23 protein-coding genes are annotated in these 24,765 nt (G+C 60.0%); 13 read left to right on the forward strand and 10 right to left on the reverse strand.

The window, feature by feature from the left end; genetic code table 11:
• Nucleotide 1: 1 nt before the first annotated feature.
• Nucleotides 2-1,099, forward strand: coding sequence for a flagellar motor protein MotA (locus AAIH70_RS07695; RefSeq protein ID WP_132271595.1), 1,098 nt, complete (start codon nt 2-4; stop codon nt 1,097-1,099).
• Between the two features lie 3 nt (nt 1,100-1,102).
• Nucleotides 1,103-2,134, forward strand: a complete 1,032-nt coding sequence (locus AAIH70_RS07700; RefSeq protein ID WP_132271596.1) for a peptidoglycan -binding protein — start codon at nt 1,103-1,105, stop codon at nt 2,132-2,134.
• Nucleotides 2,135-2,188: 54 nt separating this feature from the next.
• Here the strand turns inward: AAIH70_RS07700 and AAIH70_RS07705 are convergent, their stop codons facing one another.
• The 3 genes from AAIH70_RS07705 to AAIH70_RS07715 form a co-directional block, all read right to left on the reverse strand.
• The gene (locus tag AAIH70_RS07705) at nt 2,189-2,752 is read right to left on the reverse strand and encodes a hypothetical protein (protein WP_132271597.1); all 564 of its coding nucleotides are present in this window, start codon (nt 2,750-2,752) and stop codon (nt 2,189-2,191) included.
• A gap of 45 nt (nt 2,753-2,797) precedes the next feature.
• Nucleotides 2,798-4,114 carry a glucoamylase family protein gene (locus AAIH70_RS07710; RefSeq protein WP_430033736.1) on the reverse strand — a complete coding sequence of 439 codons (1,317 nt, stop codon included), beginning with the start codon at nt 4,112-4,114 and terminating at the stop codon, nt 2,798-2,800.
• Nucleotides 4,115-4,237: 123 nt separating this feature from the next.
• Nucleotides 4,238-5,986, reverse strand: coding sequence for an ABC transporter transmembrane domain-containing protein (locus tag AAIH70_RS07715; RefSeq protein ID WP_132272535.1), 1,749 nt, complete (start codon nt 5,984-5,986; stop codon nt 4,238-4,240).
• A gap of 239 nt (nt 5,987-6,225) precedes the next feature.
• Between AAIH70_RS07715 and rpmE the strand changes: the two genes are divergently transcribed.
• The 3 genes from rpmE to AAIH70_RS07730 all read left to right on the forward strand — a co-directional run bounded on the left by rpmE (nt 6,226) and on the right by AAIH70_RS07730 (nt 8,938).
• Nucleotides 6,226-6,447 carry a 50S ribosomal protein L31 gene (gene rpmE, locus AAIH70_RS07720; protein ID WP_132271598.1) on the forward strand — a complete coding sequence of 74 codons (222 nt, stop codon included), beginning with the start codon at nt 6,226-6,228 and terminating at the stop codon, nt 6,445-6,447.
• A 441-nt stretch (nt 6,448-6,888) separates the two neighbouring features.
• On the forward strand, nt 6,889-7,458 hold the full coding sequence (locus AAIH70_RS07725) for an AAA family ATPase (RefSeq protein ID WP_207908211.1): 570 nt from the start codon (nt 6,889-6,891) through the stop codon (nt 7,456-7,458).
• A 58-nt stretch (nt 7,459-7,516) separates the two neighbouring features.
• Nucleotides 7,517-8,938 (forward strand): M20 family metallopeptidase, encoded by a 1,422-nt coding sequence (locus tag AAIH70_RS07730; protein ID WP_132271599.1) that lies wholly within the window; start codon nt 7,517-7,519, stop codon nt 8,936-8,938.
• A gap of 90 nt (nt 8,939-9,028) precedes the next feature.
• On the opposite strand, the gene AAIH70_RS07735 is transcribed toward AAIH70_RS07730, so the two are convergent.
• The 3 genes from AAIH70_RS07735 to AAIH70_RS07745 form a co-directional block, all read right to left on the reverse strand.
• Nucleotides 9,029-9,538: a DUF1465 family protein gene (locus AAIH70_RS07735; protein WP_132271600.1), complete on the reverse strand. Its 510-nt coding sequence runs from the start codon at nt 9,536-9,538 to the stop codon at nt 9,029-9,031.
• A 360-nt stretch (nt 9,539-9,898) separates the two neighbouring features.
• Nucleotides 9,899-10,090 (reverse strand): DUF1192 domain-containing protein, encoded by a 192-nt coding sequence (locus AAIH70_RS07740; RefSeq protein WP_132271601.1) that lies wholly within the window; start codon nt 10,088-10,090, stop codon nt 9,899-9,901.
• Nucleotides 10,091-10,137: 47 nt separating this feature from the next.
• On the reverse strand, nt 10,138-11,433 hold the full coding sequence (locus AAIH70_RS07745) for an MFS transporter (RefSeq protein ID WP_132271602.1): 1,296 nt from the start codon (nt 11,431-11,433) through the stop codon (nt 10,138-10,140).
• A gap of 197 nt (nt 11,434-11,630) precedes the next feature.
• Here AAIH70_RS07745 and AAIH70_RS07750 point away from each other — a divergent pair, with 197 nt between their 5' ends.
• Nucleotides 11,631-11,792, forward strand: coding sequence for a hypothetical protein (locus AAIH70_RS07750; protein WP_165931922.1), 162 nt, complete (start codon nt 11,631-11,633; stop codon nt 11,790-11,792).
• Nucleotides 11,793-11,955: 163 nt separating this feature from the next.
• Complete coding sequence (locus AAIH70_RS07755; protein WP_132271603.1) at nt 11,956-14,142, forward strand: TonB-dependent siderophore receptor; 2,187 nt, start codon at nt 11,956-11,958, stop codon at nt 14,140-14,142.
• 113 nt (nt 14,143-14,255) lie between these two features.
• On the opposite strand, the gene AAIH70_RS07760 is transcribed toward AAIH70_RS07755, so the two are convergent.
• Both AAIH70_RS07760 and AAIH70_RS07765 read right to left on the reverse strand, forming a co-directional pair.
• The gene (locus tag AAIH70_RS07760) at nt 14,256-15,287 is read right to left on the reverse strand and encodes a class I fructose-bisphosphate aldolase (RefSeq protein ID WP_132271604.1); all 1,032 of its coding nucleotides are present in this window, start codon (nt 15,285-15,287) and stop codon (nt 14,256-14,258) included.
• A 233-nt stretch (nt 15,288-15,520) separates the two neighbouring features.
• Complete coding sequence (locus AAIH70_RS07765) at nt 15,521-16,720, reverse strand: phosphoglycerate kinase (protein WP_132271605.1); 1,200 nt, start codon at nt 16,718-16,720, stop codon at nt 15,521-15,523.
• Between the two features lie 301 nt (nt 16,721-17,021).
• On the opposite strand from AAIH70_RS07765, the gene AAIH70_RS07770 reads away from it, so the two are divergent.
• The 3 genes from AAIH70_RS07770 (at nt 17,022) to AAIH70_RS07780 (ending at nt 19,404) form a co-directional block, all read left to right on the forward strand.
• A complete protein-coding gene (locus tag AAIH70_RS07770) occupies nt 17,022-18,686 on the forward strand; it encodes a GGDEF and EAL domain-containing protein (protein WP_165931923.1) in 1,665 nt (554 codons plus the stop codon).
• A gap of 83 nt (nt 18,687-18,769) precedes the next feature.
• Nucleotides 18,770-19,003, forward strand: coding sequence for an AbrB/MazE/SpoVT family DNA-binding domain-containing protein (locus AAIH70_RS07775; RefSeq protein WP_132271607.1), 234 nt, complete (start codon nt 18,770-18,772; stop codon nt 19,001-19,003).
• Complete coding sequence (locus AAIH70_RS07780; protein WP_132271608.1) at nt 19,000-19,404, forward strand: type II toxin-antitoxin system VapC family toxin; 405 nt, start codon at nt 19,000-19,002, stop codon at nt 19,402-19,404. Before AAIH70_RS07775 ends, AAIH70_RS07780 begins: the two co-directional genes overlap by 4 nt.
• 13 nt (nt 19,405-19,417) lie before the next feature.
• On the opposite strand, the gene AAIH70_RS07785 is transcribed toward AAIH70_RS07780, so the two are convergent.
• Nucleotides 19,418-21,247 carry a potassium/proton antiporter gene (locus AAIH70_RS07785; RefSeq protein WP_132271609.1) on the reverse strand — a complete coding sequence of 610 codons (1,830 nt, stop codon included), beginning with the start codon at nt 21,245-21,247 and terminating at the stop codon, nt 19,418-19,420.
• A 347-nt stretch (nt 21,248-21,594) separates the two neighbouring features.
• On the opposite strand from AAIH70_RS07785, the gene AAIH70_RS07790 reads away from it, so the two are divergent.
• The 3 genes from AAIH70_RS07790 (at nt 21,595) to AAIH70_RS07800 (ending at nt 23,377) form a co-directional block, all read left to right on the forward strand.
• A complete protein-coding gene (locus AAIH70_RS07790; protein ID WP_132271610.1) occupies nt 21,595-22,224 on the forward strand; it encodes a GntR family transcriptional regulator in 630 nt (209 codons plus the stop codon).
• Nucleotides 22,225-22,343: 119 nt separating this feature from the next.
• Nucleotides 22,344-22,934, forward strand: coding sequence for a biotin transporter BioY (locus tag AAIH70_RS07795; RefSeq protein ID WP_132271611.1), 591 nt, complete (start codon nt 22,344-22,346; stop codon nt 22,932-22,934).
• Nucleotides 22,931-23,377: a DUF1284 domain-containing protein gene (locus tag AAIH70_RS07800; protein ID WP_132271612.1), complete on the forward strand. Its 447-nt coding sequence runs from the start codon at nt 22,931-22,933 to the stop codon at nt 23,375-23,377. The genes AAIH70_RS07795 and AAIH70_RS07800 overlap by 4 nt, the downstream gene beginning before the upstream one ends.
• A 352-nt stretch (nt 23,378-23,729) precedes the next feature.
• Here AAIH70_RS07800 and gap read toward each other — a convergent pair whose 3' ends face one another.
• A complete protein-coding gene (gap, locus tag AAIH70_RS07805; protein WP_132271613.1) occupies nt 23,730-24,740 on the reverse strand; it encodes a type I glyceraldehyde-3-phosphate dehydrogenase in 1,011 nt (336 codons plus the stop codon).
• Between the last annotated feature and the right edge of the window lie 25 nt (nt 24,741-24,765).

Below are 24,765 nucleotides of genomic sequence, written 5' to 3' on the forward strand. Positions count from 1 at the left end.
TATGACGAATGAATCTCTGGGGGATGTGGACGTTTCGGAATCGGCTCCGCGCGATTACGGCCACAAGCTTTCCAACCCGATCCCCTTCCTGTGGACGATGACGATCTTTCTGATCATCATCGGCTTTATCGCCGCCATTCTGTTCCGGCAGGCGCAGCATGCTTTCATGACCAATCCGGGCCTGAACGGCCTGATCCTCGGCGTTTTGCTGATCGGTGTGTTTCTGGTTTTTGCCCAGATCATCTCGCTGATCCCCGAGGTTCGCTGGTTCAATTCCTTCCGCGCCGCCGGCAGCGCCGACAAGGTTGGCCGCGAGCCAAAGCTGCTGGCGCCGATGCGCGCGCTGCTTGGCCGTCGCCGCAAGGTGGCACTGTCGACCGCGACACTGCAATCCATCCTCGATTCGATCGGTACGCGTCTGGATGAAAAGCGCGACACCTCGCGTTACCTGATCGGCCTTCTGGTTTTCCTTGGCCTGCTCGGCACATTCTGGGGCCTGATCGAAACGATCGGCTCGATCAGCGAGGTCATCCAGGGGCTGGACCCGGCCTCCGGCAACAATAATGACATCCTGCAGGCGCTGAAAAGCGGCCTGACCGCGCCGCTTTCGGGCATGGGCACGGCGTTCTCGTCCTCGCTGCTCGGTCTTTCCGGCTCGCTGATCCTCGGTTTTCTCGACCTGCAGGCCGGCCGCGCCCAGAACCGTTTTTACACCGAGCTGGAAAACTGGCTGTCTTCGGTCACCGATGATGGCCCGGGTCATGTGGTCACGCCCGGCGTCGTGCCGGCTGCGGCTGCTTCCGCCGACGAATTGCGGGCGCTGACCGAACAGTTGCAGAAGCTGGCCGCTGCGCAAGCGCAGGCACAGGGTGGGCCGCAGGCGGAACGGTCGCTGTCGGCCATGGCCAATCTCGCCGAAGGCATTCAGGGGCTTGTCAAGAACATGCGCAGCGAACAGCAGATGCTGCGTGACTGGATCGAGGCGCAGCAGGAGGAATCCAAGGCCATGCGCAAGTCGCTCGACCGGCTGAGCGAAAAACTGGCGACAGACAAGCTGGCGATAGACAAGGCGGCGATCGACAAAAGCGGGAGCAAGTAAGCGATGGCGCTCGGTAGGCACCGCCGCAGCGACCGTGGGGTCGATTACTGGCCCGGTTTCGTCGACGCCCTGTCGACGCTGCTGCTGTCCATCATGTTCCTGCTCACCGTGTTCGTGCTGGCGCAGTTCATCCTGTCCCGCGAAATTTCCGGCCGCGATGAGGTGCTGAACCGCCTCAACAGCCAGATTTCCGAACTGACGGAACTGCTGGCACTGGAAAAGAGCGGCAAGACCGATCTCGAAGACACGCTCGCCAACCTGCAATCCTCGCTCGCTTCTTCGGAAAACGAACGTTCGCGGCTGCAATCGCTGCTCGATCGCGGCGCCGGCGCCGGCGATGCCGCCAATGCCCGCGTTGGCGCGCTGACCGACGAACTCAGCCAGGAAAAGCAGATTTCCTCCCGCGCCACCAGCCAGATCGAGCTGCTCAACCAGCAGATCGCCGCTTTGCGTGCGCAGATCGCCGCCGTCGAAGGGGCGCTGCAGGCATCCGAGGCAAAAGACCAGTCGTCACAGGCGCGCATTGCCGATCTCGGCCGCCGCCTCAATGTGGCGCTGGCGCAGCGTGTGCAGGAACTCAACCGCTATCGTTCGGACTTCTTCGGCCGGTTGCGGGAAATTCTGTCGGATCGCGAAAACATCCGCATTGTCGGCGACCGTTTTGTCTTCCAGTCGGAAGTGCTGTTCCCTGTCGGCGGCAACGAACTGGACGATGCCGGCCGCGTGGAAATGGACAAGCTGGCTTCGGCGCTGCTGGAATTGGCGCAGGAAATCCCGGCGGAGATCAACTGGGTTCTGCGCGTTGATGGTCATACCGACAATGCGCCGCTTTCCGGCACCGGTCGTTACCGCGACAACTGGGAGCTTTCCTCGGCGCGTGCGACCTCGGTGGTGAAATACCTGATCACCAGAGGCGTGCCGGCCAATCGTCTTGTCGCCGCAGGGTTTGGTGAGTTCCAGCCGATCGCCGAGGGCGATACGCCGGAGGTTCGCTCGCAGAACAGGCGCATTGAGCTGAAGCTGACGGAGCGGTGATGCTCCGCATTCGGTGCAGGGATTACCGCTTTCCTAATATCGGCGTATAATATTCTAATCCGACGACATGATAGACCAATCGTGCACCGCGAAAAAAATTGTCGTTTGCTGAGGGAAATCGCCGAAACTGGACATTTCTTGCGTTAATAAAGCTATTCCGGGAATGATCTGTCCGTTTCGCGTGAAGTAAAGCATGTCGTCGCCTGAATCGAATTCGAGCGCATGTCCGAGATAATTGCTGTCTACAGAATCGCCAATTCCTACGCCGCCGTATTTTGTTGTATAACCTTCTCCAGCAAGGATCATGTGCAGTCTATCATTCGTGCAAAAATACAGAATGATTGTATTGTCTTCGAACGTAACGGTCGTTATTTGCCGCTTCTGTTGATTTTTGGATTCTGAGACGGTTGACGTGCGTCCAGTCCACACGCCTCTTTTACATTTGATATGAAATTCCCCATTCAATCGGTCTGAAAAATTTTGATCTCCGGTTTCAGAATGTAGGCTTATTGCGGTAATTGCTTCAGAGAAACTCATGCCGATGGTGAAGCCTGCCGCAGATTTGGCCGGAACAATAGGGGCGTCCATAAAGGGAAGAGATCGGGTGGTTTCGGTCATCGGTTACTCTTTTGGCGAGCGCTGTTTTCACGCGGCCCGTGGCACTCACCCCGAATGCTGGTTGCCCACTTCGAACTCCAGCCTCTCAAGCCCGCGCCGCACTTCCGGCGCCTTCATGAATAGGTCCCACAACAGGCCGGAGCGATAATTCTCGATCATCGCGACGATCGGGCCCTGGTCGATGACGATGTAATGCGGGGCCGTCCAGTCGCCGGTCGGCGTGAACGCATCGACAAAACCGAGCGGGCCAAAAAGAGCGCCGTTGTCGAAGGCCATGAAAGCGCGCAAAGCCTTTTCCGCCTCACGCGGCAGGAAGGGAAAACTCGACAGCGCCGCCGTCGGGGCGATGGCGCCGACATCCTGTGTCGGTGAATTGGCCGCGTAGCCATAGGGGATTTCCGAGGCCGTCAGGCCCCATACGTTGGCTTTGAGATATTCCGGCACGGTGAGGCAATAATCGTGGTTGATGCGCGCGTGCGCCACCACCTGCTCCCAGTAATCGCCGTATCGGTCTTCCAGCCCGCGCGGATCAAGCGCGCAGAATGAATATTGCGACATGAACAGCGGCCCGCCCAGCGGCTCGCCGAAGGGCAGGCGGGTGCCGAAATAGCTTTCGCCGTTGACGAAGGCGCCATTGCGCGTCCAGCCGGAATGGTAATTCTGCGGATCGATCGGGTGTGTGTTGGAGCCGGCAGCGAGGATGTAGGCCGACAGCGATTCGTTCCAGCCGGTGATCGGCAGGTTCATGATCCAGTCGTGTTTTTCGCTCCAGTGCCAGTAGAGCGGGCCGTCATCGTCACCGCGCGTGTACCAGCGCCAATCGGTCTCGTCGTAGAGGCGGGTGATGTCGGTCCGAAGTTTCGCCTCGGTCTTGCTGTCGCCGGCAAAATATTCGCGCGCGCAGATCAGGCCCTGCATCAAAAGCGCGGTTTCGACCAGATCGCCGCCATCATCCTTCTGCGAGAAGGGCAGGACTTTGCAGGTCGTGCCGTGGATGAGATGCGAAAACGCGCCATGGAATCGCGGCGCGCGAAAAAGATTTTTGACGATAAGAGCGGTGCGCTCGAGCGATTCTTCGCGCGAGATCCAGCCGCGTTCGGTACCGACAAGAAGCGCCATCAGGCCAAAGCCGACACCGCTCATCGCCACCGCATCAGTTGCCATATAACCGTCGGCGCGGCGTTTTTCGAAGGGCAGGCCGGTCTGCGGATGGGCGCCCTCCCAGAAATATAGAAATGTGCGGTACTGCACTTCATCGAGAAGTGCATCGAGGGGGAGGGAGGCTGGCTCGCGGGCCAGTTGATTGGTGACATCCATGCTGCCGAAACGCGTAAAGCCCTTCTGAGAATCGGAACGTTGCATGTCTTTCCGCCCGTTTCCCGGAGGCGGAAAGCCACCGGTCATCCCTGCCGGGAGAATCCGGCAAAGGGATGATCGTCAGGTGAAGCTAACATGACTTGTGTTAGCAGTGTGTTATTGGGCTTTTCAGTGCGTCAGGCCGTTCGGGCGCTCAAGTCCGCGATCGAACTGCAGGCGGGCAAGCTTGGCATAAAGGCCGTCATCGGCGGCAAGGCTGTGATGCGTGCCCTGCTCGACGATATGGCCGTTTTCCATGACAACGATGCGGTCGGCTTTCAGCACTGTGGCGAGGCGGTGGGCGATCACGATCGTGGTGCGATCCTTCATCAGCCCGTCCAATGCCTTCTGTACCAGCGTTTCGCTTTCCGCATCGAGCGCGGAGGTGGCTTCGTCGAGCAGCAGCACCGGCGCATCCTTCAGGATGGCGCGGGCGATGGCGATGCGCTGGCGCTGGCCGCCGGAAAGCGTGATGCCGCGTTCGCCGGCCAGCGTGTCGTAACCGTTGTCGAGGGCGGAGATGAAGCCGTCGGCTTGTGCTGCCACGGCTGCGGCACGGACCTCTTCGCGGGTAGCGTTGGGTTTGCCGAAGGCGATGTTGTCGTGGATGGAGGCGGCGAAGATGGTGACATCTTGCGGCACGATCGCCATGCGCGACCGCAGATCAGCCAAACGTGTCTGTTTCACATCGACGCCATCAAGCTTGATGCTGCCGGCGACCGGATCGTAATAGCGCAGCAGCAGCGACAGGATGGTGCTCTTGCCGGCGCCCGAAGGCCCGACGATGGCGACGGTTTCGCCCGCCTTCACCTTCAGCGACAGGCTGTTGAGCGTGACCGCGCTGACGCGGCTCGGATAGGCGAAGGAGACATTGTCGAACTCGACCTCGCCACGTGCCGGCGAACGCAGGGCGACGGGGGCCTCCGGATCACGGATGGCCGGGACTTCATGCAGCAGTTCCATCAGCCGTTCGGCGGCACCGCCGGCCTGCGAAAGATCGCCCCAGACTTCCGACAGTTGGCCGAGCGAGCTTGCCAGCAGCACGGCGTAAAGCACGAACTGGCCAAGCGTGCCGGCGCTCATTGTGCCGGCTAGCACGTTCTGTGCGCCATACCACAAGACGCCGACAATGCTGCCGAACACGAGAAGAATGCCGACGCCGGTGAGAAGCGCGCGCGAGCGGATGGCATTGCGGGCGGCATCATAGGCGAATTCGACGGTGGCGCCATAACGCGTGCCGGCTTCGTGCTGACCGTTGAAGGCCTGAATGGTGCGCACGGCGCTTATGGTTTCAGAGGCGAAGGCGGAGGTTTCGGCCAGCCTGTCCTGGGCTGCGCGCGAACGGCGGCGCACGGAGCGGCCGAAGGCGACGAGCGGGAAGACGATCAGCGGAATGGCGCCAAGCACCATGCCCGACAGCGCCGGGCTGGTGTAGATCATCATCACCATTGCCCCGAGACAGAGGATGATGTTGCGCAGCGCCTGTGAGGCGGACGAACCGAAGGCGGACTTGATCTGTGTGGTGTCCGCCGTCAGGCGCGAGACCAGTTCGCCCGACTGGTTGACGTCGAAGAAGGACGGGGAGAGCGCGGTGATGCGAGAGAAAACTTCGCGGCGGATATCGGCAACGACACGCTCACCGATGGTGATGACATAATAATAGCGCATGGCGCTGGCGAGCGCGAGCAGGGCGGCCAGAACCAGCATCATGCCAAAATAGTTGTTGACGAATCCGCCATCGGCGGCGGCAAAACCGTGGTCGATCATGCGGCGCACGGCCAAAGGCAGCGCCAGCGTGGTAACGGCTGCAAGCGTGAGGAAGACGATGGCGGCGCAAACCATGCCGCGATAGCGCAGCACATGCGGCATGAGGCGCATCAATGGCTGCGGCGAACGGCGGGTTTTGGTCTGGTTTTCCTGAATATCGGCCACGATCGTCCTCTTGGATGGTCAGGTGCCGACGGTCGGTTGCAGGCACTTGTACTCTCGGTGACCTTCCTGTATAGGCTCCGCATCAAATTGGGAAGCTCGGATCGAAGGTCGGTCCTGGCTTCAATTTATCGTTCAGGGCTCGGCGCTTCACCGTGACAAATGAGCCCTCTATCAGGAAGAGTGTCATGAAGGCCAGCATCCATCCCGACTACCACGTCATCAAGGTCGTCATGACCGACGGTACCGAATACGAAACCCGCTCGACCTGGGGTTCGGAAGGTCAGGTCATGAACCTGGAAATCGACCCGAAGTCGCACCCGGCCTGGACCGGCGGCAACCAGCAGATGCTGGACCGCGGCGGCCGCGTTTCCAAGTTCAACAAGCGTTTCGGCGGCCTCGGCCTCTAATTTCTGCTTGTTACTTGAATGCAAGAAGCCTGGCGGAAGCCGGGCTTTTTTGCGTTTGGGATTTCACCAAAAGCATGACTGGCTTGGCAATTGCATTTGAGTGCAATTTTAAATTGTGATTGATTGTCGGCTCGTCTTCCGCAGCGAAAGCAGATGCGCATTGCCAGGGCGCACCGGGGAGGATGGGCCGCTCCGGCCTTTAGGCGAAGGCCTCGCTGCTGAACTGGAGATGATCTATGTGGTTGATACCATTTAGTATCACTCTCACGATACGAAAAACCCGCACGAGCTGGCTAATGACCGCGCGGGTTCAATTCATCGTGTGAGAGCGGGGAGGCAGGGTTTTCGCCCTGTCTCCTCCTCCAGCAATATAAGCGCAGAGCAGGTTTTCGGCAAGTCTGGCGCCGCGGCGGCTGCAGGCGATCTCGGGAGGTTATGAACTTGGACAGTTTGCATCAATCCTCGCAAAACCTGCGCGCGCTGATCATGGGTAATGGTGGTTCCGGCAAGACATGGCTTGCAAGAGAACTTGGTCTGTTGCTCGACCGCACCCCCGCGCATCTGGACAACATCCATTGGGAGCCGGGCGGCTGTGGTGTGGCGCGTGACCGGCAACAGGTGATTGCCGATGTCGAATCGGTGGTGGGGCTGGATCGCTGGCTGATCGAGGGGGTGTATGGGCGCTATATCGATATCGCGCTTACCCGGGCGACACTGGTTGTCTGGCTCGACCTGCCGGAAGAGGCCTGTATCGCCAATATTCGTGAGCGTGGCCCGCAATATAGCGAGAGCGAGGCAGCGCTCGAAGAGCTGATTGTCTGGGTTGCCGATTACCGCGTGCGCCAGAACAACTGGAACTCCTATGAGCGCCATCTAGCGATGTTCGAGCGTTATGCGGGGCCGAAATTCCGGCTTTTGGACCGCAATGACGTGGGCAGCTGGCTGGCGAATTTTGCCGACGGTCTGCGCCGGGCCGGCCCCAAATCCGCAAACGAGGCAATTTTATCCTAGCTTCCGCATCTTTCGCAGGGCTACAGTTCCTGCAATCAAAACAACACGGAGCGGGACGATGGATGCAGAAAATACGGTTCAGGATCAATCACATGTCGATACACGGGCGGCTGTTCTTGCCCGCGCCGAACGTTATTTCGACGACGGTGATTTCCTCGCGGACCTGACCCGTCTCGTCGCCATCCGCAGCGAAAGCCAGGATCCCGCGAAAGCGCCGTATCTGATGGAGTACCTGACCGACGCGATAGAACCGATGTTGCGCGAGATGGATTTTCAGACGCAGATCTTTGACAATCCGCTGCCCGGCGGTGCGCCGCTTCTGGTTGGCTCGCGCATCGAAGATCCGGCGCTGAAAACCGTGCTGATCTATGGTCATGGCGATGTCTGCAATCCGCAGGAAGGTTTTTGGCGCGAGGGGCTGTCGCCGTTCGATATCGTCGTTGAAGGCGACCGCATCTATGGGCGCGGCACGGCCGACAACAAGGTGCAGCACCTGATCAACTTTCGTGCCCTCGGCTTTCTCCTCACGGAGCGCGGAAAGCTCGGCTTCAACGTCAAGGTGATCGTGGAAATGTCGGAGGAGACCGGGTCGGCCGGTCTTCGCGAGTTTTTTCGCGCCAACAAGGATCTGCTGAAATCCGATGTGCTGATCGCCTCCGATGGTCCCCGCCTGCAGGCTGATACTGCCACCGTGTTCATGGGGTCGCGTGGTGCCATCAATTTCGAACTTGTCGCCGATTTTCGCGAAGGTGCCTATCACTCGGGCAATTTTGGCGGGTTGATCTCCGATCCGGCGATCGTTTTGCTGCATGCCATCGCCTCGATCACCGATGCGCGCGGGCAGATCCATGTGCCGGAATGGCGGCCGACCTCATTGACACCGGACGTGCGTGACGCGCTTTCCGGTCTGCCGATGGGCAGCGATGGCCCGCCGGTGGAGGAAAACTGGGGCGAGGAGGGTCTGACGCCGGCCGAGCGTGCTTTTGGCTGGAACAGTTTTGCCGTGCTTGCCATGACCAGCGGCGTACCGGACTGCCCGCTCAATGCCATTGCCGGCGTGGCGCGCGCCACCTGCCAGTTGCGCTTCGTGGTCGGTACCGACGCGGATGAAATTCTGCCGGCCCTTCGGCGCCATCTCGATGCGGCCGGTTTTGAACGCGTTGTGATTCGCGCCGTCAACAACGACATCTTTCAGGCTACGCGTGTTTCGCCCGACCACCCCTGGGTCCGGCTTGTCACCGGATCGCTGGAGCGGACGGAGGGCAGGCCGCCGCACGTTCTGCCCAATCTTGCCGGCTCGCTGCCCAATGATGCGTTTTCGGAAATCCTCGGCCTGCCGACGGTCTGGGTGCCGCACAGTTATGGCGGCTGCTGCCAGCATGCACCCAATGAACATGTGCTCGGATCGCTGTCGAAATCGGCTTTGCGCAACATGGCCGGCATCTTTGCCGATATCGCCGAGAGTGGCGGGCCTTCCTAGCCGCTGGCGGATTAAGACCCGATTCAGCATAAAAAAAAGCGGACCGAGGTCCGCTTTGAAAAATTTGTGCTTGGATGCGTAGAAAGTAGATCAGCTCGAGAAGGCGGTGCTCAGCAGGTTCAGCTGGGCGCGCACGCCGTTTTCGTTATCGGGCAGCTTGGCTTCGCCCGGACGGTAGATCTCGCGATCAAGAATGGCGATACGGTTCTGCAGGCGCAGCGAGCGTTCGACCAGATCACGGAAACCTTCCGGAAGATCATTCCAGCCCGGAGCGTTGCGATCGACGTTGAAGCCGTCGAGGCGAACCTTGCTCTTTTCGGAAATGACCTGATCGCGGCTCATCTCGCCGTTGTTGACCGCACGCTGCAGCAGAAGCCAGGAGGCCATCTGCATCAGGCGGGTGGTCAGCCGCATGGATTCGGCTGCATAAAGCACCGATGCCATGCGCGGCAGAACCTTGGATGCGGCGCGGCCCGTGCCATCCAGGTAACCGGCGGTTTCTTCCACCAGCGACATGCCTTCAGAATACAGAGCCTTGAACTGCGACGAAGACGCCGCGCGGCCTGCGAAACTGACGGTATTCAATACCTGTTCTGACATGGGATTCATCCTGCTAACGCATCAACTTGATCAGGCAATGACGAAAGCAGTAAAAAGGTTCCGCTGTCGTCTGTCTTCCGCATCAAGATGGTACTGATAGCTTAAATCCGCAAGCCAATTCTTAAGGAAGGGTTAATTCCCACAGGATAGGTGCGCAAACCCAAAAAAAAGAGCCGCAAAGGCGGCTCTCAAGGTAAAACAGGGAGAAAATCAGACCACTTCACCGGTTGGTAAAAACTGCCTGACACCAGAAGAACTGGATGTGCACAGTAATGAATTATAATGCTTAATGTTCGGTTAAAGCCGCAGCATTTGATGTTGTTTTTATCCATTGTTCTGTGATCTGGCAGTCACTCTGCTTCAGGATCGGAACAGGTTTTCCGCAGCTGCCTTGCCGGATGCCTTCGTCGCCTTCTCCGCCTCCAGCCTTGCGATCTCCTCGCGCAGCAAAGTGACCCGCTTGTCGAGTTCATCGACCGACAGGGTGGAGAGATCCTGGCCGATTTCATGGGCAACAGGTTTTTTCGGACGGTCGTCGTCAAGAAAGGTCATGGTTTCCTCCCGTATTGACCTCGTCGTCATCTGCGTTCGCCAAACAATCAGGCCGTGGTGCGGCGCTGCTCCTCCGCGCTTTCACCGGTCGCCGTGTCCGTTTCGGTATTGGCGCGCGGATCGAGCGCCAGACCTTCCGGTGTGCCGAGAAGGGCGCTGCCGGCAGGCGCGGTCGTATAGTTGTCGCGCTCGTCCGCCGGTATGGCTGCGCGGATGCGGCTGCGGATGATCGCGTAGACGGTAATCAGTATATGCGCGCCGGCGGTGACGGCAAACAGCGCGTGCGGGCCGAGTACCGTCATGACCGAACCGCCCAGTGTCGGGCCGATGATCGTGCCGATACCGTAAAGCAGCAGCAGGCCGCCGGAAACCTTCACGAAGTCTTCGGGCGCGGCGAAGTCGTTGGCATGGGCGACCGCGATCGGATAAAGCGCGTTGGCCATGGCGCCATAGACGGCGACGATGATGATGATGGCGGTGACATTGGTCGGCTGCACCAGCAGCATGATCAGAGCGGCAAATGCGGCGGCGGCCGAAAGGCCAGCCAGAACATAACGGCGGTCCATGCGGTCGGACAGGCGGCCGGCCGGAAACTGAATGATGGCGCCGGCAAAGATGGTGATCGATACCATGGTGGCGATCGAGGTCTGATCCAGTCCGGCGCGGGCGCCGAACACGGCGCCGAGCGTGCCATAGGCGCCGTTGGCGATGCCGATCAGCAGGATGCCGATAAAGGCGATGGGCGAGTGGCTGTAGAGATCGGGCAGATCCAGCCGCACGCGTTTGAGCGGTTGCGGCGAGGCGGCCTTGGACAGCGTGGTCGGCAGCTGCGCCACGCAGTAAAGAATGCCGCAGAGCATGAACAGAAGCGGCGTCGAGACATCGGCGAACATCACCATCATCTGGCCGCCGACCACGCCGAACAGGGTGATGGCGATATAGAAGGAAAAGATCGCGCCGCGGCTCTCATTGGTGGCGCGCTCGTTCAGCCAGCTTTCGATGATCATCGAGGTGCCGGCAGTGCAGAAGCCGGTAATGGCGCGCAGGGTCAGCCATGCGGTCTGATCGACCATGATGCCGGTCAGCAGCACGTTGAGGCAGATGAGGCCGAGAAAACCGGAAAAGGCCCGCACATGGCCGATGCGGCGCACCACATTCGGCGCCACGAAACAGCCGATCACAAAACCGGCGGCCCAGGACGTGCCGAGAAAGCCGAGCGCTTCGTTGGAATAGCCTTCCAGAGAGCCGCGCAGCGGCAGCAGAAGACCTTGCAGGCCATTGCCGAGAAAGAGGAAAAGCGTGCCGGAGAGAAGGGCGAGGACAGGCAGAAGATTGCGTCTCATGCGTATGTTCGACCGTAATTTCGTGTGTCAGCACGCCCGACCTTGAACGGTGATCGAGCAGCGAATGGAAGGCCGCCGGACTATAGGATGAGAGTTATGAAAAAATTCGTTCCGAATCCCGCCGCCTCAGCCTATCTGTGGTCGATCTAAAAAATGTCCAGCCTGTGGCGGACACATAAGAAACACGCCGGATCCGCATGACAAAGATTATCGGACTGCTGCTGCTGGCCGCCATGGTGGTGCAGGTCATCAAACCGCTCGGCCTTCCGGGGCTGAAGCGCCGCGCCGATTTCTGGAAACTGGCGGTGCTTGCATTTGTGTTGTGGGCGGTGACGTTGCTGTTGCGGGATTTTACGTAAAGCCACGTCGAGCATTCTGTCGGCTGCCTAAAATTGTGGCGCTTCCGCCACAATCGATGAGAGAGCTAACCCCTGTACAGAAACGGTAAGGAAACAGGAGTTTTCTTGTCGACTTTAGGCTGACATAAGGGCCCCAGTTTGATCAGGTGGGGTTTATTTGTTCATGGCACGATCGCTTTCTTTTAAGGTTTTTCTTGGCATTTCCGTTTCTTCTCTCGTCCTTGTCGCCGCAGCGCGGGCACAGGATCAGCAGGGAACTGTTCTTGAAACGATCGAGGTTCAAGGCACGGCGGGCACATCCGTTCGCGAAAAAAGTGCTGCCGCAACAGGTCCTGTGAAGGGATACGTCGCGACGCAGAGCACAGCCGGCACCAAAACGACGACGCCGTTGATCGAAACGCCGCAGTCAATTTCCGTGATCACCACGCAGCAGCTTGAAGATCGCGGCGTGCAGAATCTGGGCGAAGCGCTGGGCTATACGGCGGGTGTCGTCGCCGCGCCTTTCGGCAATGACACGCGCTATTTCAATCCGCTCATGCGTGGCTTTGAAGCGGTAGACAGCATCTACATCAACTCCTTCCGCTTCATCCGCGATTTTGGCGCGCTGTCCTTCGAGCCTTACGGCCAGGAACGCATCGAAGTCATCAAGGGGCCGGCTTCGGTGCTTTACGGTCAGGGTGAACCGGGCGGTCTAATCAACCTGGTTGCCAAACGCCCGACCTTCGAAAAGTTCGGCGAGGTCGGCGTGGAGTTCGGCAGCAACAACCGCTACCAGATCAAGCTGGATGCCGGCGATGTGCATGACGACGTCGTTTCCTATCGCATCACTGCGCTCGGCCGCCTTGCCGATGGCCAGCAGGATTTCACCAGCGATGACCGCCTGTATCTCGCGCCTTCCATCACCTGGGCACCGGACGAGGATACATCGCTGACGCTTCTTGGCTCGCTGCAGCGGGACACCGGTACGTCGCCGCTCGGCCTGCCACAGGCCGGCACGCTGGATTTCAACCCGAACGGTATCATTCCGGTCAACCGTTACATCGGCGAGCCCGATTTCAACGACAACAAGAGCCTGCTGGCGACGGTGGGGTATGAGTTCAAGCATCGTTTCAACGAAACCTTCGAGTTCCGCCAGAACGCGCAGTACCTGTCGTTCGATGCCGATTTCAACAACCTCTACTATTCGTCGCTGGGTGCCGATATGCGCACGGTCAATCGCGGCGTGAGCGTCCAGTCGGAAAACACCGACAGCTTTGGCATCGACAACCAGATCGAGGCAAAATTCGAAACCGGTGCGCTTGAGCACACGGCGATCTTCGGCCTTGATTACCGTTATTATACTCAGGACCGGTCATCGCTGTTCGATAGCGTCGGCTCGATCGACGTCTTCAATCCGGTCTACGGCTCGCCATTGAATTACAATGTGGCGCTGACTGATTACATGGACCATCGCCTGCAACAGGTCGGCATCTACGCGCAGGATCAGATTGCGGTCGACAGGCTTCGCCTGACATTTGGTCTTCGTCAGGACTGGTCGGACATCCGGGGTAATGTTTTCGATGGCGGACGAAACACGACGACGATCACGCGAAACAAGGACCACGCGCTGACCGGCCGTGCAGCAGCACTCTATCTCTTTGATAACGGTCTGGCGCCTTACATCAGCTATTCGACCTCGTTCAACCCGCAGCCCGGTGCCAACACGACAACCGGCGAGTTGCTCGCTGCTTCTGAAGGCGAGATGATCGAGGCCGGTCTCAAGTTTCAGCCCGAGGGTTGGAACAGCATGTTGACCGCCAGTGTCTATCAGTTGACGAAGACCAACATCACCGGCACCGTGCGTGACGCAAGCGGGGCTCGCGTCACGCAGCAGGTCGGCGAGGCGGAATCGCGTGGCTTCGAGCTTGAAGCCACGACCAGCCTTGCAGAAGGGCTGGATCTGCTTGCGAGCTACACCTACAGCGACAGCCAGATCACCACCGGTGGTTTCGAGTTCGATAGCGTTACCTCTACATCCGTTCTGACCACGGGCAACCAGCTGGCGAATATCCCCGAGCATTCGGCAGCGCTTTGGGTGGGTTATACGTTCCCGCAGGATACGGCGCTCGAAGGTCTGAAACTGGGTGCCGGCGCGCGTTACATTGGCGAGCGTTATGGCAACAACACCAATTCGATCAAGCTGTCGGATACGACCGTCTTCGATGCTTCTGTTTCCTTCGAGAAGGAAAACATCAAGGCTTCGCTGACCGTGCAGAACCTCGCCGACAAGCGTTATGCCGCAAGCTGCAATTTCGGCTGCTTCTATGGCGAAGGCCGCACGATCGTCGGTAGCCTGACATACAAGTGGTGATCGGCTGAAAGCGCGCCGGGCAGGCTGGCGCGCCGCTCTCCCCAAAACACACGAAAGCCGCCCGTTGCCGGGCGGCTTCCATGCCATTTTCCTCTCCCGGGAAACTTTTGGGCTTACGCTGCCTTTTCGAGGTCGAGCTTCCACGTGCCCTTGGCGGCAAGCGTGTTCATCTCGGCGCGGTGCTGGAAGGCGCGTTGGCCGGCTGCGACGTTTTCAGACTTGCCGCCCCAGGCCTTCAGTGCCGTTTCCTGCAGCGCGCGGCCGTAGGAATAGGTCAGAGCCCAAGGCATGTCGTAACCGGCGACCATGGCCGACAGATGCGCAGTCGCCTCTTCGGTGGACTGGCCGCCCGACAGGAAGGCGATGCCCGGCACGGCCGACGGCACGGTGGCCTTCAGAACCTTGACGGTCTTTTCGGCCACTTCCTCGACCGACGCCTTGCGGGCATTCTTGCCGTCGATGATCATGTTCGGCTTGAGGATCATGCCTTCGAGATTGACGCGGGCGTCATAAAGATCGTTGAAGACGATGCGCAGCACGTTTTCGGTCACGGCGGCACAGGTGTCGATCGAGTGATTGCCCGGCTTGCCGTCCATCAGCACTTCCGGCTCAACGATCGGCACGATGCCGGCTTCCTGGCAGAGAGCCGCGTAACGGGCGAGCGCTTGCGAATTGGCCTTGACCGAGCTCAGCGTCGGAAGGTTTTCAGCCGTGTTGATGGCGATGACGCCGCGCCATTTGGCAAAGCGTGCGCCGGCCTTGTAATAGTTTGCAAGGCGTTCGCGCAGGCCATCAAGACCTTCGGTGATGGTTTCGCCCGGATGCGCGGCCATCGGCTTGGCGCCGATATCGACCTTGATGCCCGGCAGGGAGCCGGCAGCCTTGATCAGGTCAACGAACGGCGTGCCATCGGCTGCTTTCTGGAACAGCGTTTCTTCGTAAAGGATGACGCCGGAGATGCAGTTCTTCATGGCCGCATCGGTGCGAAACAGCATTTCGCGGTAATCGCGGCGGCTGGTCTCGGTCGACTCAAGGTTGATCGAGTCAAAACGCTTCTTGATCGTCGATGTGCTTTCGTCGGCGGCCAGGAGGCCTTTGCCGTTTGCAACCATCTGTACGGCAATGTCTTCGAGGCGTTCGGTCATCTTAGTCTCCCGGGGCTGATAAAAGCTGATATTTCGGCCATAACAGAAGAATAGGGCAGGAAAAACAGGGAGCTAATTGTTTGAAACGATTAAAATTATTTCAATCGTTTAAAATATCTAAAATTTTTGAATGTGCTTGTTAAAAAAGGAGAGCAGCCTATTTTAGCCGCTCTCCTGCTCGCTATGGCTGCGAACATCCGCCCATCATGATGGCGTTTGCGCCAGTCTTGGGCTCAGGCCTTCTTGAGGACTTCGACGCCGGGTAAGACCTTGCCTTCCATCCATTCCAGGAATGCGCCACCGGCTGTGGACACGTAAGTGAAATCGTCTGCCACGCCCGCATGGTTCAGGGCGGCCACGGTATCACCGCCACCGGCAACCGATGTCAGTTCGCCGGCCTTGGTGCGGGTTGCCGCGAACTTGGCGGCCGCGACGGTCGCGGTGTCGAAGGGGGCGATTTCGAAGGCGCCGAGCGGGCCGTTCCAGACCAGCGTCTTGGCCTTGCCGATCCATTCACTGATGGCTTCCACCGTCTTCGGGCCGACGTCGAGGGCCATGGCATCGGCCGGGATGGCGTCGATGGCGACCGTTTCATTGGCGGCATGGGCCTTGAACTCGCGGGCGACGACGACATCGACCGGCAGCACGATGGCGCAGCCAGCAGATTCGGCTTCCGCCATGATCGCCTTTGCGGTTTCGCCGAGATCATGTTCGCACAGCGACTTGCCGACATCGATGCCTTTCGCGGCGATGAAGGTGTTGGCCATGCCGCCGCCGATGACGAGGCAATCGACCTTCTTCACGAGGTTCTGCAACAGGTCGATCTTGGTGGAAACCTTGGCGCCGCCAACGATGGCGACAGTCGGGCGCACCGGCGTTCCGAGGCCGGCCTGCAGCGCTTCAAGCTCGGCCTGCATGGTGCGGCCGGCATAAGCGGGCAGGTGGCGGGCGAGGCCTTCGGTGGAGGCATGGGCGCGGTGGGCGGCGGAAAACGCGTCGTTGACAAAGATGTCGCCGTTCTTGGCCAGTTCCTCGGTGAAGAGGGGATCGTTCTTTTCCTCGCCCTTGTGGAAGCGGGTGTTTTCCAGAAGCAGGATATCGCCGTCCTTCATCGAGGAGACGGCGTCTGCGGCATCCGGGCCGATGCAATCGGCGCCAAACAGGATCTTGTCGCCCAGCACTTCATTGACGGCGGAAACGATCAGCGACAGCGACATGTCGGCAACCGGCTCACCTTTCGGGCGGCCGAAATGGGCGAGCAGAATGACCTTGGCGCCCTTTTTCGACAGTTCCAGAATGGTCGGCGCGACGCGCTCGATACGGGTCTTGTCGCTGACCTTGCCGTCTGCCATCGGCACGTTGAGGTCGACGCGCACAAGAACGCGTTTTCCTGCGATGTCGGAGAGGTCGTCGAGAGTCTTGAAGGCCGCCATATCGTCAATCCATATGTTTACGGGTTGGAATTTCGACGCGGACCATACTATCCTTGGAGACGGACGCAAGGAGCCAGGTCAAGCCGGTGCCAGCTTCGGCAGCGTAAAATCACGCGCGAGCGCCGACAATCTGCCGTGTATGCGGGATGTGCATTTTTGTCGCACAGGGCCGTTAACGGAATTCCCATGAAACCGGTGTGTAATGGGGTGGATGGCGCAAGTGCGGGCCGGATCGGAATGGTGCAGCAGTCGCTGTGCAGGACGACGGTTCACAAGGCAAGGCGCGCCAAGCGAGGTATTAATGGCCGGTCGGTCAAATCAGAAGGATACAGCCGGCGATGCAGCGCCGGTCGGAACGGTTGCCGGTGAGTTCGACGATCGCCGTCTTCTCGATATCCTTCCCGCGCTGATCGGCTACATGGATGCCGACCTGCGTCTTCTCTACATCAACAAGACCTATGCCGACTGGCGCAATATCGACCCGCAAACGGTGATCGGCAAACATGCGCGCGAAGTGGTGGGACCTGAAAACTACGGTGCCATTCGCGACCGGCTGGAAGCCGCCCAGAAAGGCACAGCCGTCTCCTTCGAATACGACCTGATGTCACGCGGGAAAAAGCGCCGTGTGCAGGCGCAATACGTTCCGGATTTCGACCCCGACGGCAAGGTGCGTGGTGTGCTCGCGCATGTGGCCGATCTCGGCCGGCAGGTGGACCTGCACCAGCGTGTCGCCGAAAGCCAGGCATTGTTTGAAGGTGCCTTCCAGCACTCGCCGATCGGCTTGGCGCTGGTCGATACTGCCGGCATCATCCTGCGCGCCAACCGAAGTTTTGCCGAGATGCTCGGCCGCAGCGTTGCGGATATTACCGGCATCGGTTTCGGTGACATCACCCATCCCGACGATATCGATGCCGACCTTTTCCTGTTCCGGCAGGTTCTGGCCGGCCATCGCGACAGCTACAAGATCGACAAACGTTATTTGCGGCCCGATGGCGGCATTACCGAAACCAACCTGTCCGTTACCGCCATGCGCAACGATGCCGGCGAGATCGTGCGGTTCATCTCGCAGATCGTCGATCTGACGGAGCAGAAACAGGCGCAGCGGGCGATGAGCGAAATCAACGCTCAGCTGGCGGTCGCGATGGACGCCGTCAGCGGCGGATTCTGGCAGTTCGATATCGGCCAGAATGATTTCCGCATTTCCGATGGTTTGAAAACATTCATCGTCGGGCCGGGACCTGTGCCGTTCGATCTTTCCGGTTATATCCAGCGCATGGACCCGGAAGATCGCTCTGGCGCAGGGTTCGAGCGGCTGGTGGCCGGCGAGACCGACCGCGAAACGGCGGAATACCGTCTGCAGACCGTGACCGGCGAACGCTGGATGCGCTGCGAGCGCAAACTCCTGCGTGATGAAGAGGAGCGGCCGATCAAGATCATGGGCGTCGCCTTCGACATCTCGCGGGAACGCGAGCAGTTGCGGCAGACGCAGGAGCAGGCCAATCGCGACAGCCTGACCGGGCTGTTGAACCGCCGTGGGCTGGAGGCCGCGTTCGCGCTTGGCCGCGCCAGCCATGGCTGCGGCGTGCTGGCCGTCGATCTTGACGGCTTCAAGCTGGTAAACGACCGGTATGGCCACGATGCCGGCGACGAGGTTCTCATTGAGACGGCGCGGCGCCTGCGTGCGGCGGTGCGCGACACCGACCTCATCTGCCGCACCGGCGGCGACGAATTCGTGGTGGTGCTGGTGGATGCCGACGAGCCGCTGATGGATGCCATCAGCAGCCGCATCATCGAGCTGATGGGTGTGACCATGATCATCAGCTATGGCGAGGTGAAGGTGGGCAGCAGCATCGGCACCGTCTGGTATCCGAACTGGCCCGCGGGCCTGAAGGAACCGCTCGCTCGCGCCGATGGCGGGCTTTACCGCGCCAAGGCGGCGGGGAAGAATACCTGGCGGGCTGGGTGAGGTTTCTGACTGACTTCATCAAGCTTGAAAGCCGAAACCAAAAGTAATACCTGTTTTTCAGTTGGTATTACGGAGTGACAAGCATGAGCACGACGGTCACGGCAAAAGGGCAGGTAACGATCCCGAAAGCGGTGCGCGAACTGCTCGGCATCGTGCCCGGAAGCAAGGTCGATTTTCAGAGAACCGCCGATGGTAGCGTCGTCCTGAAAACGGAAGGCAGGGAAAAGCCCGTCAGCCGTTTTGAGAGCTTGCGCGGACACGCGGGCGAGGGGCTTGATACCGATGCGATCATGGCGCTGACCCGCGGTGAATCGTGACGCTCATAGACACCAATGTTTTGCTGGATCTTGTGACCGATGATCGCGTTTGGGCAGATTGGTCGATCGGACAGCTGGAAGCGGCCAGTCTTGTCGGTCCGCTGCTGATCAACGACATCGTTTATGCCGAACTCGCTGTTCGTTACGAGCGTATCGAGGATCTCGATGCTTTTCTCGAAAGTGCACAATTGATCATCAGGCCGATTCCGCGCGCGGCGCTGTTTCTGGCCGGGAAGGTTTTTACGCGGTACCGCCGTGCAGGCGGCTCTCGCACCGGTGTTCTTCCTGATTTCCTGATCGGTGCCCATGCGGCGGTTGAGAGATTGCCAGTGCTGACACGCGATATCGGTCGCTACCGCACCTATTTCCCAACCCTTACGTTGATCGCCCCGGCCGGCTAACGCAGTCCAGCCTTCACTCCCCCGTCGCCGTCTTTTCCCTTGCCCGTGCCCTATACCGTCGCAGCGCATCCCTGATCCGGTGGGCGATTTCGCGCATGTTGATGAAGATCGGCAGGACGGTTGCCGGCTCCACCGGTTCCAGCGATATGCCCACGCCGCTGATATGGTTCTGTTCATCGAGATCGCGCACGATCAGGATGATCGAGCCGAGCCGCACGCGGTCGGCATATTCGGCGTGGCCGCTCAGGCGGTTGAGGATGAGTTCGGACACCGTCATGCCCTGTTCGGCGGCGGTGATCAGGCCGGGGCCGTAGGCGGCGTCGAGTTCCTTTGCCGGACGTGACGGCGAGATGGCAAAGGCGCCAAAGAAGTCGGCGTCATCCTCTTCCACCGGCAGGCGGCTGGCAAACAGCCGGTCAAGCAGGCGCGAATAACCCGGCGCGATGAACATGTAGAGCTGGTCGTTTTCCTTCAGCCGGCCGGCATATTGATAACGCATGCTGCGGCCGTCGCGGATGACTAGCGAGGGGGTGGCCCAGCGGGGAATGCGCTCGCCGCGCAACACGGCACTGTCCTTCGCCACGCGGTAGGAGATCAGTTCGTGGTTGGCGCGGCCGGGCAGGTCGAGTTCCAGCTTGTCGACTTCGCCGATACGCGGCGGAATGATCAGCCCGAGTTTCTGGGCAACCGGCTTGATCGTCCAGCCCTGGACCAGAAGCGACACCAGCACGATGATGAAGGCGGTGTTGAAATAGACCTGACCATGCGGCACCTCGCCCATCACAGGCAGGATGGCGAGCAGGATGGAAACGGCGCCGCGCAGGCCCACCCATGCGAAAAAGCCGATTTCCTGCTGGGTGAAATCGAAGGGCAGAAGGCTCAGCCAGACGGCGATCGGGCGGGCCACAAAAATCAGGAAGAGCGCAAGGCCGATCGCCGGCAGAGCGATGTCGCCGAATTGCGAGGGTGTGGCGAGCAGGCCGAGCACGAGGAACATGATGATCTGCGCCAGCCATGTCAGCCCATCCTGAAAACGGCGGATCGCCTCCTTGGCAAAGATTTTCCGGCTGCCGGCAAAAATGCCGGCGACATAAACAGCCAGAAATCCGCTGCCGCCGAGCGTGCCGGTGAAGGAGAAGACGAGCAGCGCAAGGCCGAGCACGAAGATGGGAGCAAGGCCGCGGTCGGCGGCAAAACGGTTGACGATGGCGACGATCATCATGCCGCCGGCGAGGCCAAAGATCAGGCCGAGGCCCATTTCCTGCACGAATTCGGCAAGCAGTTCGACGTTCAGGCCGTCATAACCCTTGCCGAGGCTGACGACCTGCACCAACGACAGGGTGAGGAAAATCGCCATCGGGTCGTTGGTGCCGGATTCCACTTCGAGCGTCGAGCGCACCTTGTCGCGGATATGGATGCCGCCGATGCGCAGGAGGAAGAATACGGCGGCGGCATCGGTGGAGGCGACGATCGAGCCGAGCAGCAGGCCTTCAAGCCATGTGAAGCCGAGCAGAAGCGAGGCGGCGAAGGCAAAAATGACGGCGGTCAGCACCACGCCGACAGAGGCGAGTGCCAAAGCCGGCAAGGCGGCGATCCTGAAGGAATGCACAGAGGTGCCAAAGCCTGAGTCGAACAGGATGATCGCCAGGGCGAGCGAGCCGATCATGTAGGCGAGCGGGTTGTTGTCGAAATGGATGCCGAGGCCATCGGTGCCGGCTGCAAGGCCGATCATCAGGAAAACGAGCAGAAGCGGCGCGCCGAAGCGGAAGGCGATGAGGCTGGAAAATGCCGCTGCCAGCACCAGAACCGTGCTGACCAGCAGGATGAGATAAAATGCCTCCACTGCGTCTGTTCCCTTGTCCGCTTTCCAATGTCCGCGTCTTCACATCACTGTCGGGTTTCCGGTTATGGCATCTGCGTTGCGGCATCCGCAGAAGCGGGCCGGGCTTCGTCCGATGATAGACGAAAAACTTGCAATGCGCGTGGGTCCGGCTCGCGCCGGCGGGAATCAGGCAGTCACCGATTAGGCATGGGCAAAAGGGGCAAGAGAAGGGCGATGAGGGGATTTTTACGGAGAAAATGCGCGACCGTATTTCCAAAGCCGTTTCCGGTGCGGAAATGTCCTGAAAGCGGGTGCGGCAAATCATTGATTGCTCGACGCGTAAGCTCGCATGAATTATCTATAATTCCATGACGACAGCCAAATCAGACACGATTGCTTCCCGCATCAGCCGCACGCTTGCCGAGCGCATCATCGCCGGCGCGATCGCTGCCGGGGCAAAGCTGCGGCAGGATCATATCGCCGAGGAATTCGGTGCCAGCCATGTGCCGGTGCGTGAGGCGTTTCGCCTCTTGGAATCGCAGGGGCTTGTCGTCAGTGAGCCGCGTCGCGGCGTGCGGGTGGCAAGCTTCAGTCTCGATGAGGTTAAGGAAGTGGCGGAGATGCGGGCGGCGCTGGAAGTGCTGGCCTTGCGCCATGCGGCGCCGCATCTGACGCGCGCCATTCTCGATGCGGCGGAGGCGGCCACGCATGCCGGCGACAAGGCGGCCGACGTGCAGACCTGGGAAGAAGCGAACCGGACGTTTCACAAGCTGATCCTTGCGCCCTGCGGCATGCCGCGTCTGCTGAAAGCGATCGATGATTTGCAGATGGCCAGCGCCCGTCTGCTGTTCTCCGGCTGGCGGGCCGAATGGGAGGCGCCGACAGATCGCGATCACCGCGCCATTCTGGTGGCGCTCAGGGCCGGTGATGTCGATCAGGCCGCATCCGTCCTGGCGCGGCATGTGCAATGGGTTGGCAAGAACCCGCGTAAATCCTGATTTTTCGTTGTTATTTCAAAGTGTTCTTTTGACCGTATTGTTTGCGGCTTGCCAATTCGGCTGACCTGTGGATTCATTAGCTATAGATTATGATAATTATCTATAATTTGGAGATCCATATGAGCTACGTTTCTACCGACACCTCCCGCCCAGCTTTTAGCCCGCTTGATCTGCAGAATGCCTCGCTTGTCTGGCGCGGTTTGGCAGTGCTGCTCGGCACCGGTATTCTGGCGGCGTCGTCCTATATCGAGGTGCCGATGGTGCCCGTGCCGATCACCATGCAGACCTTTGCCGTGACCCTCATCGGTGCGCTGTATGGTTGGCGTCTGGGAGCGGCGACGGTTGTTGCATGGCTTGTCGAGGCTGCAATGGGCATGCCGGTTCTGGCGGGTGGTGCTTCGGGTCTGCTTCCCTTCATGGGGCCGACCTCTGGTTATCTGTTTTCCTTCCCGATCATCGCAGCGCTGACGGGCTTTCTGGCGGAAAAGGGCTGGAATGGTCACCGCCCGGTTTTCGCCTTCGTCGCGATGATGTTTGCCAACCTGTTGTGCCTTGCCACCGGTGGTGTCGTGCTCGCCTTCATGATCGGCGCGGAAAAGGCGTTTCTGTTCGGCGTGCTGCCCTTCCTGATCGGTGCGGCGCTGAAATCCGCGCTGGGTGCGGCAGTGCTGCATGTGCTGGCCCGTAAAGGCGCGCGCGCCGCAGCATGACGGTTCGGCTTCGTCCGCATCATCTCCTTTGCCTGCTCACCTATGTGGGCAAGGGATACACGCCGGCCTTCGTCGACAATTACGATCGCATCGCCCGCCGGCTGTCGGAGGGCGAGGGTATCGTGGTTGTCGACGGGCCGGACGATGTCTGTGCGGCGCTGCTCTGTGCGCCGGATGCCCATTGTTTTCGCGACAGCGTGCGGGTGCGCGATGCGCAGGCGGCGGCCGATGTCGGCGAGCTGCTGGACATGACGGTGTCGGCGGGTGCGCGGATCGATCTGCATCCGGCACTTCTCGCCCGCATGCGCAAGGCTTTTGCCGAGGGGGTGACGCGAAAGGCCTGTCTCGGTTGTGAATGGTCGGCGCTTTGCAGTGGTGTTGCTGCTTGCGGGTATGCGGAGGTGCGGGTGAGGGCGGTGGCTGAGGTCTGCCTTGGCATATGAGCAGGATGACCTACGAAAGAGCGGGACGCGCATATGGAGTGCAGAGTGTGCCGTTCAGCCGATCTCCCTCCTTGTGGGGGAGATGCCCGGCAGGGCAGAGGGGGGGTAATCCTGGCGCAACAGCCGCTTTTCCAGCCTTTGCCGCAACGTCGCCACCCCCCTCTGTCACTATCGTGACATCTCCCCCACATGGGGGGAGATCGAAGGGAGTGCGCTGCACCGCCACACTACACATGTGATAGTCACGAAGGAGGGCTTGCTTCCTCTCAAATCGACGCGCTTCGGAACGCAGCAATCCGCGCATAAAAAAAGGGGCACTTTCGCGCCCCTTTCGTCATCCAAAGTCGCTCGATCAGATAAGCTTTGCCAGCGCGACCGAGGTGTCGGCCATGCGGTTGGAAAAACCCCATTCGTTGTCGTACCAGGTCAGGATGCGCACGAAATTGCCTTCGAGCACCTTGGTCTGGTCGATCGCGAAGATCGAGGAATGGCTGTCGTGGTTGAAGTCGCGCGATACCAGCGGCTCTTCGGTGTAACCGAGAATGCCCTTCAGCGCGCCGTTGGAGGCGGCCTTGATGGCGTCGTTGATTTCGGCAACCGTGGTGGCCTTCTTGGCAACGAACTTGAAATCGACGACCGAAACGTTCGGGGTCGGCACGCGGATCGAGGTGCCGTCGAGGCGGCCCTTGAGGTGCGGCAGAACCAGGCCGACGGCCTTGGCGGCGCCGGTCGAGGTCGGGATCATCGACAGGGCTGCGGCGCGGGCGCGGTACAGGTCCTTATGCATGGTGTCGAGCGTCGGCTGGTCACCCGTGTAGGAGTGGATCGTGGTCATGAAACCATGATCGATGCCGACGGCGTCGTCGAGAACCTTGACCACCGGCACCAGGCAGTTGGTGGTGCACGAAGCGTTGGAGATGACCAGGTGGTCCTTGGTCAGCTGGTCGTGGTTGACGCCGAAGACGACCGTCAGGTCGGCATTGTCGCCAGGCGCCGAGATGATGACGCGCTTGGCGCCAGCCGTCAGGTGGGCAGCGGCCTTGTCGCGGCTCGTGAAGATGCCGGTGCATTCGAGCGCGATATCGACGCCGAGTTCGCCATGCGGCAGCTGGGCCGGGTCGCGAACGGCAGTGACCTTGATCGGCTTGCCGCCGGCAACGGTGATGGTGTCGCCTTCGACCTTCACTTCGGCCGGGAACTTGCCGTGGATGCTGTCGTAGCGCAGAAGATGGGCATTGGTTTCAACCGGGCCGAGGTCGTTGATGGCAACGACTTCGATGTCGGTGCGGCCGGATTCGACGATGGCGCGCAGCACGTTACGTCCGATACGGCCAAAGCCGTTAATGGCAACCTTTACAGTCATATGAAGCTTTCTCCCTGAATGGTGG

The organism is Neorhizobium sp. BT27B, assembly GCF_050455485.1.
Classification (GTDB): Bacteria; Pseudomonadota; Alphaproteobacteria; order Rhizobiales; family Rhizobiaceae; genus Neorhizobium.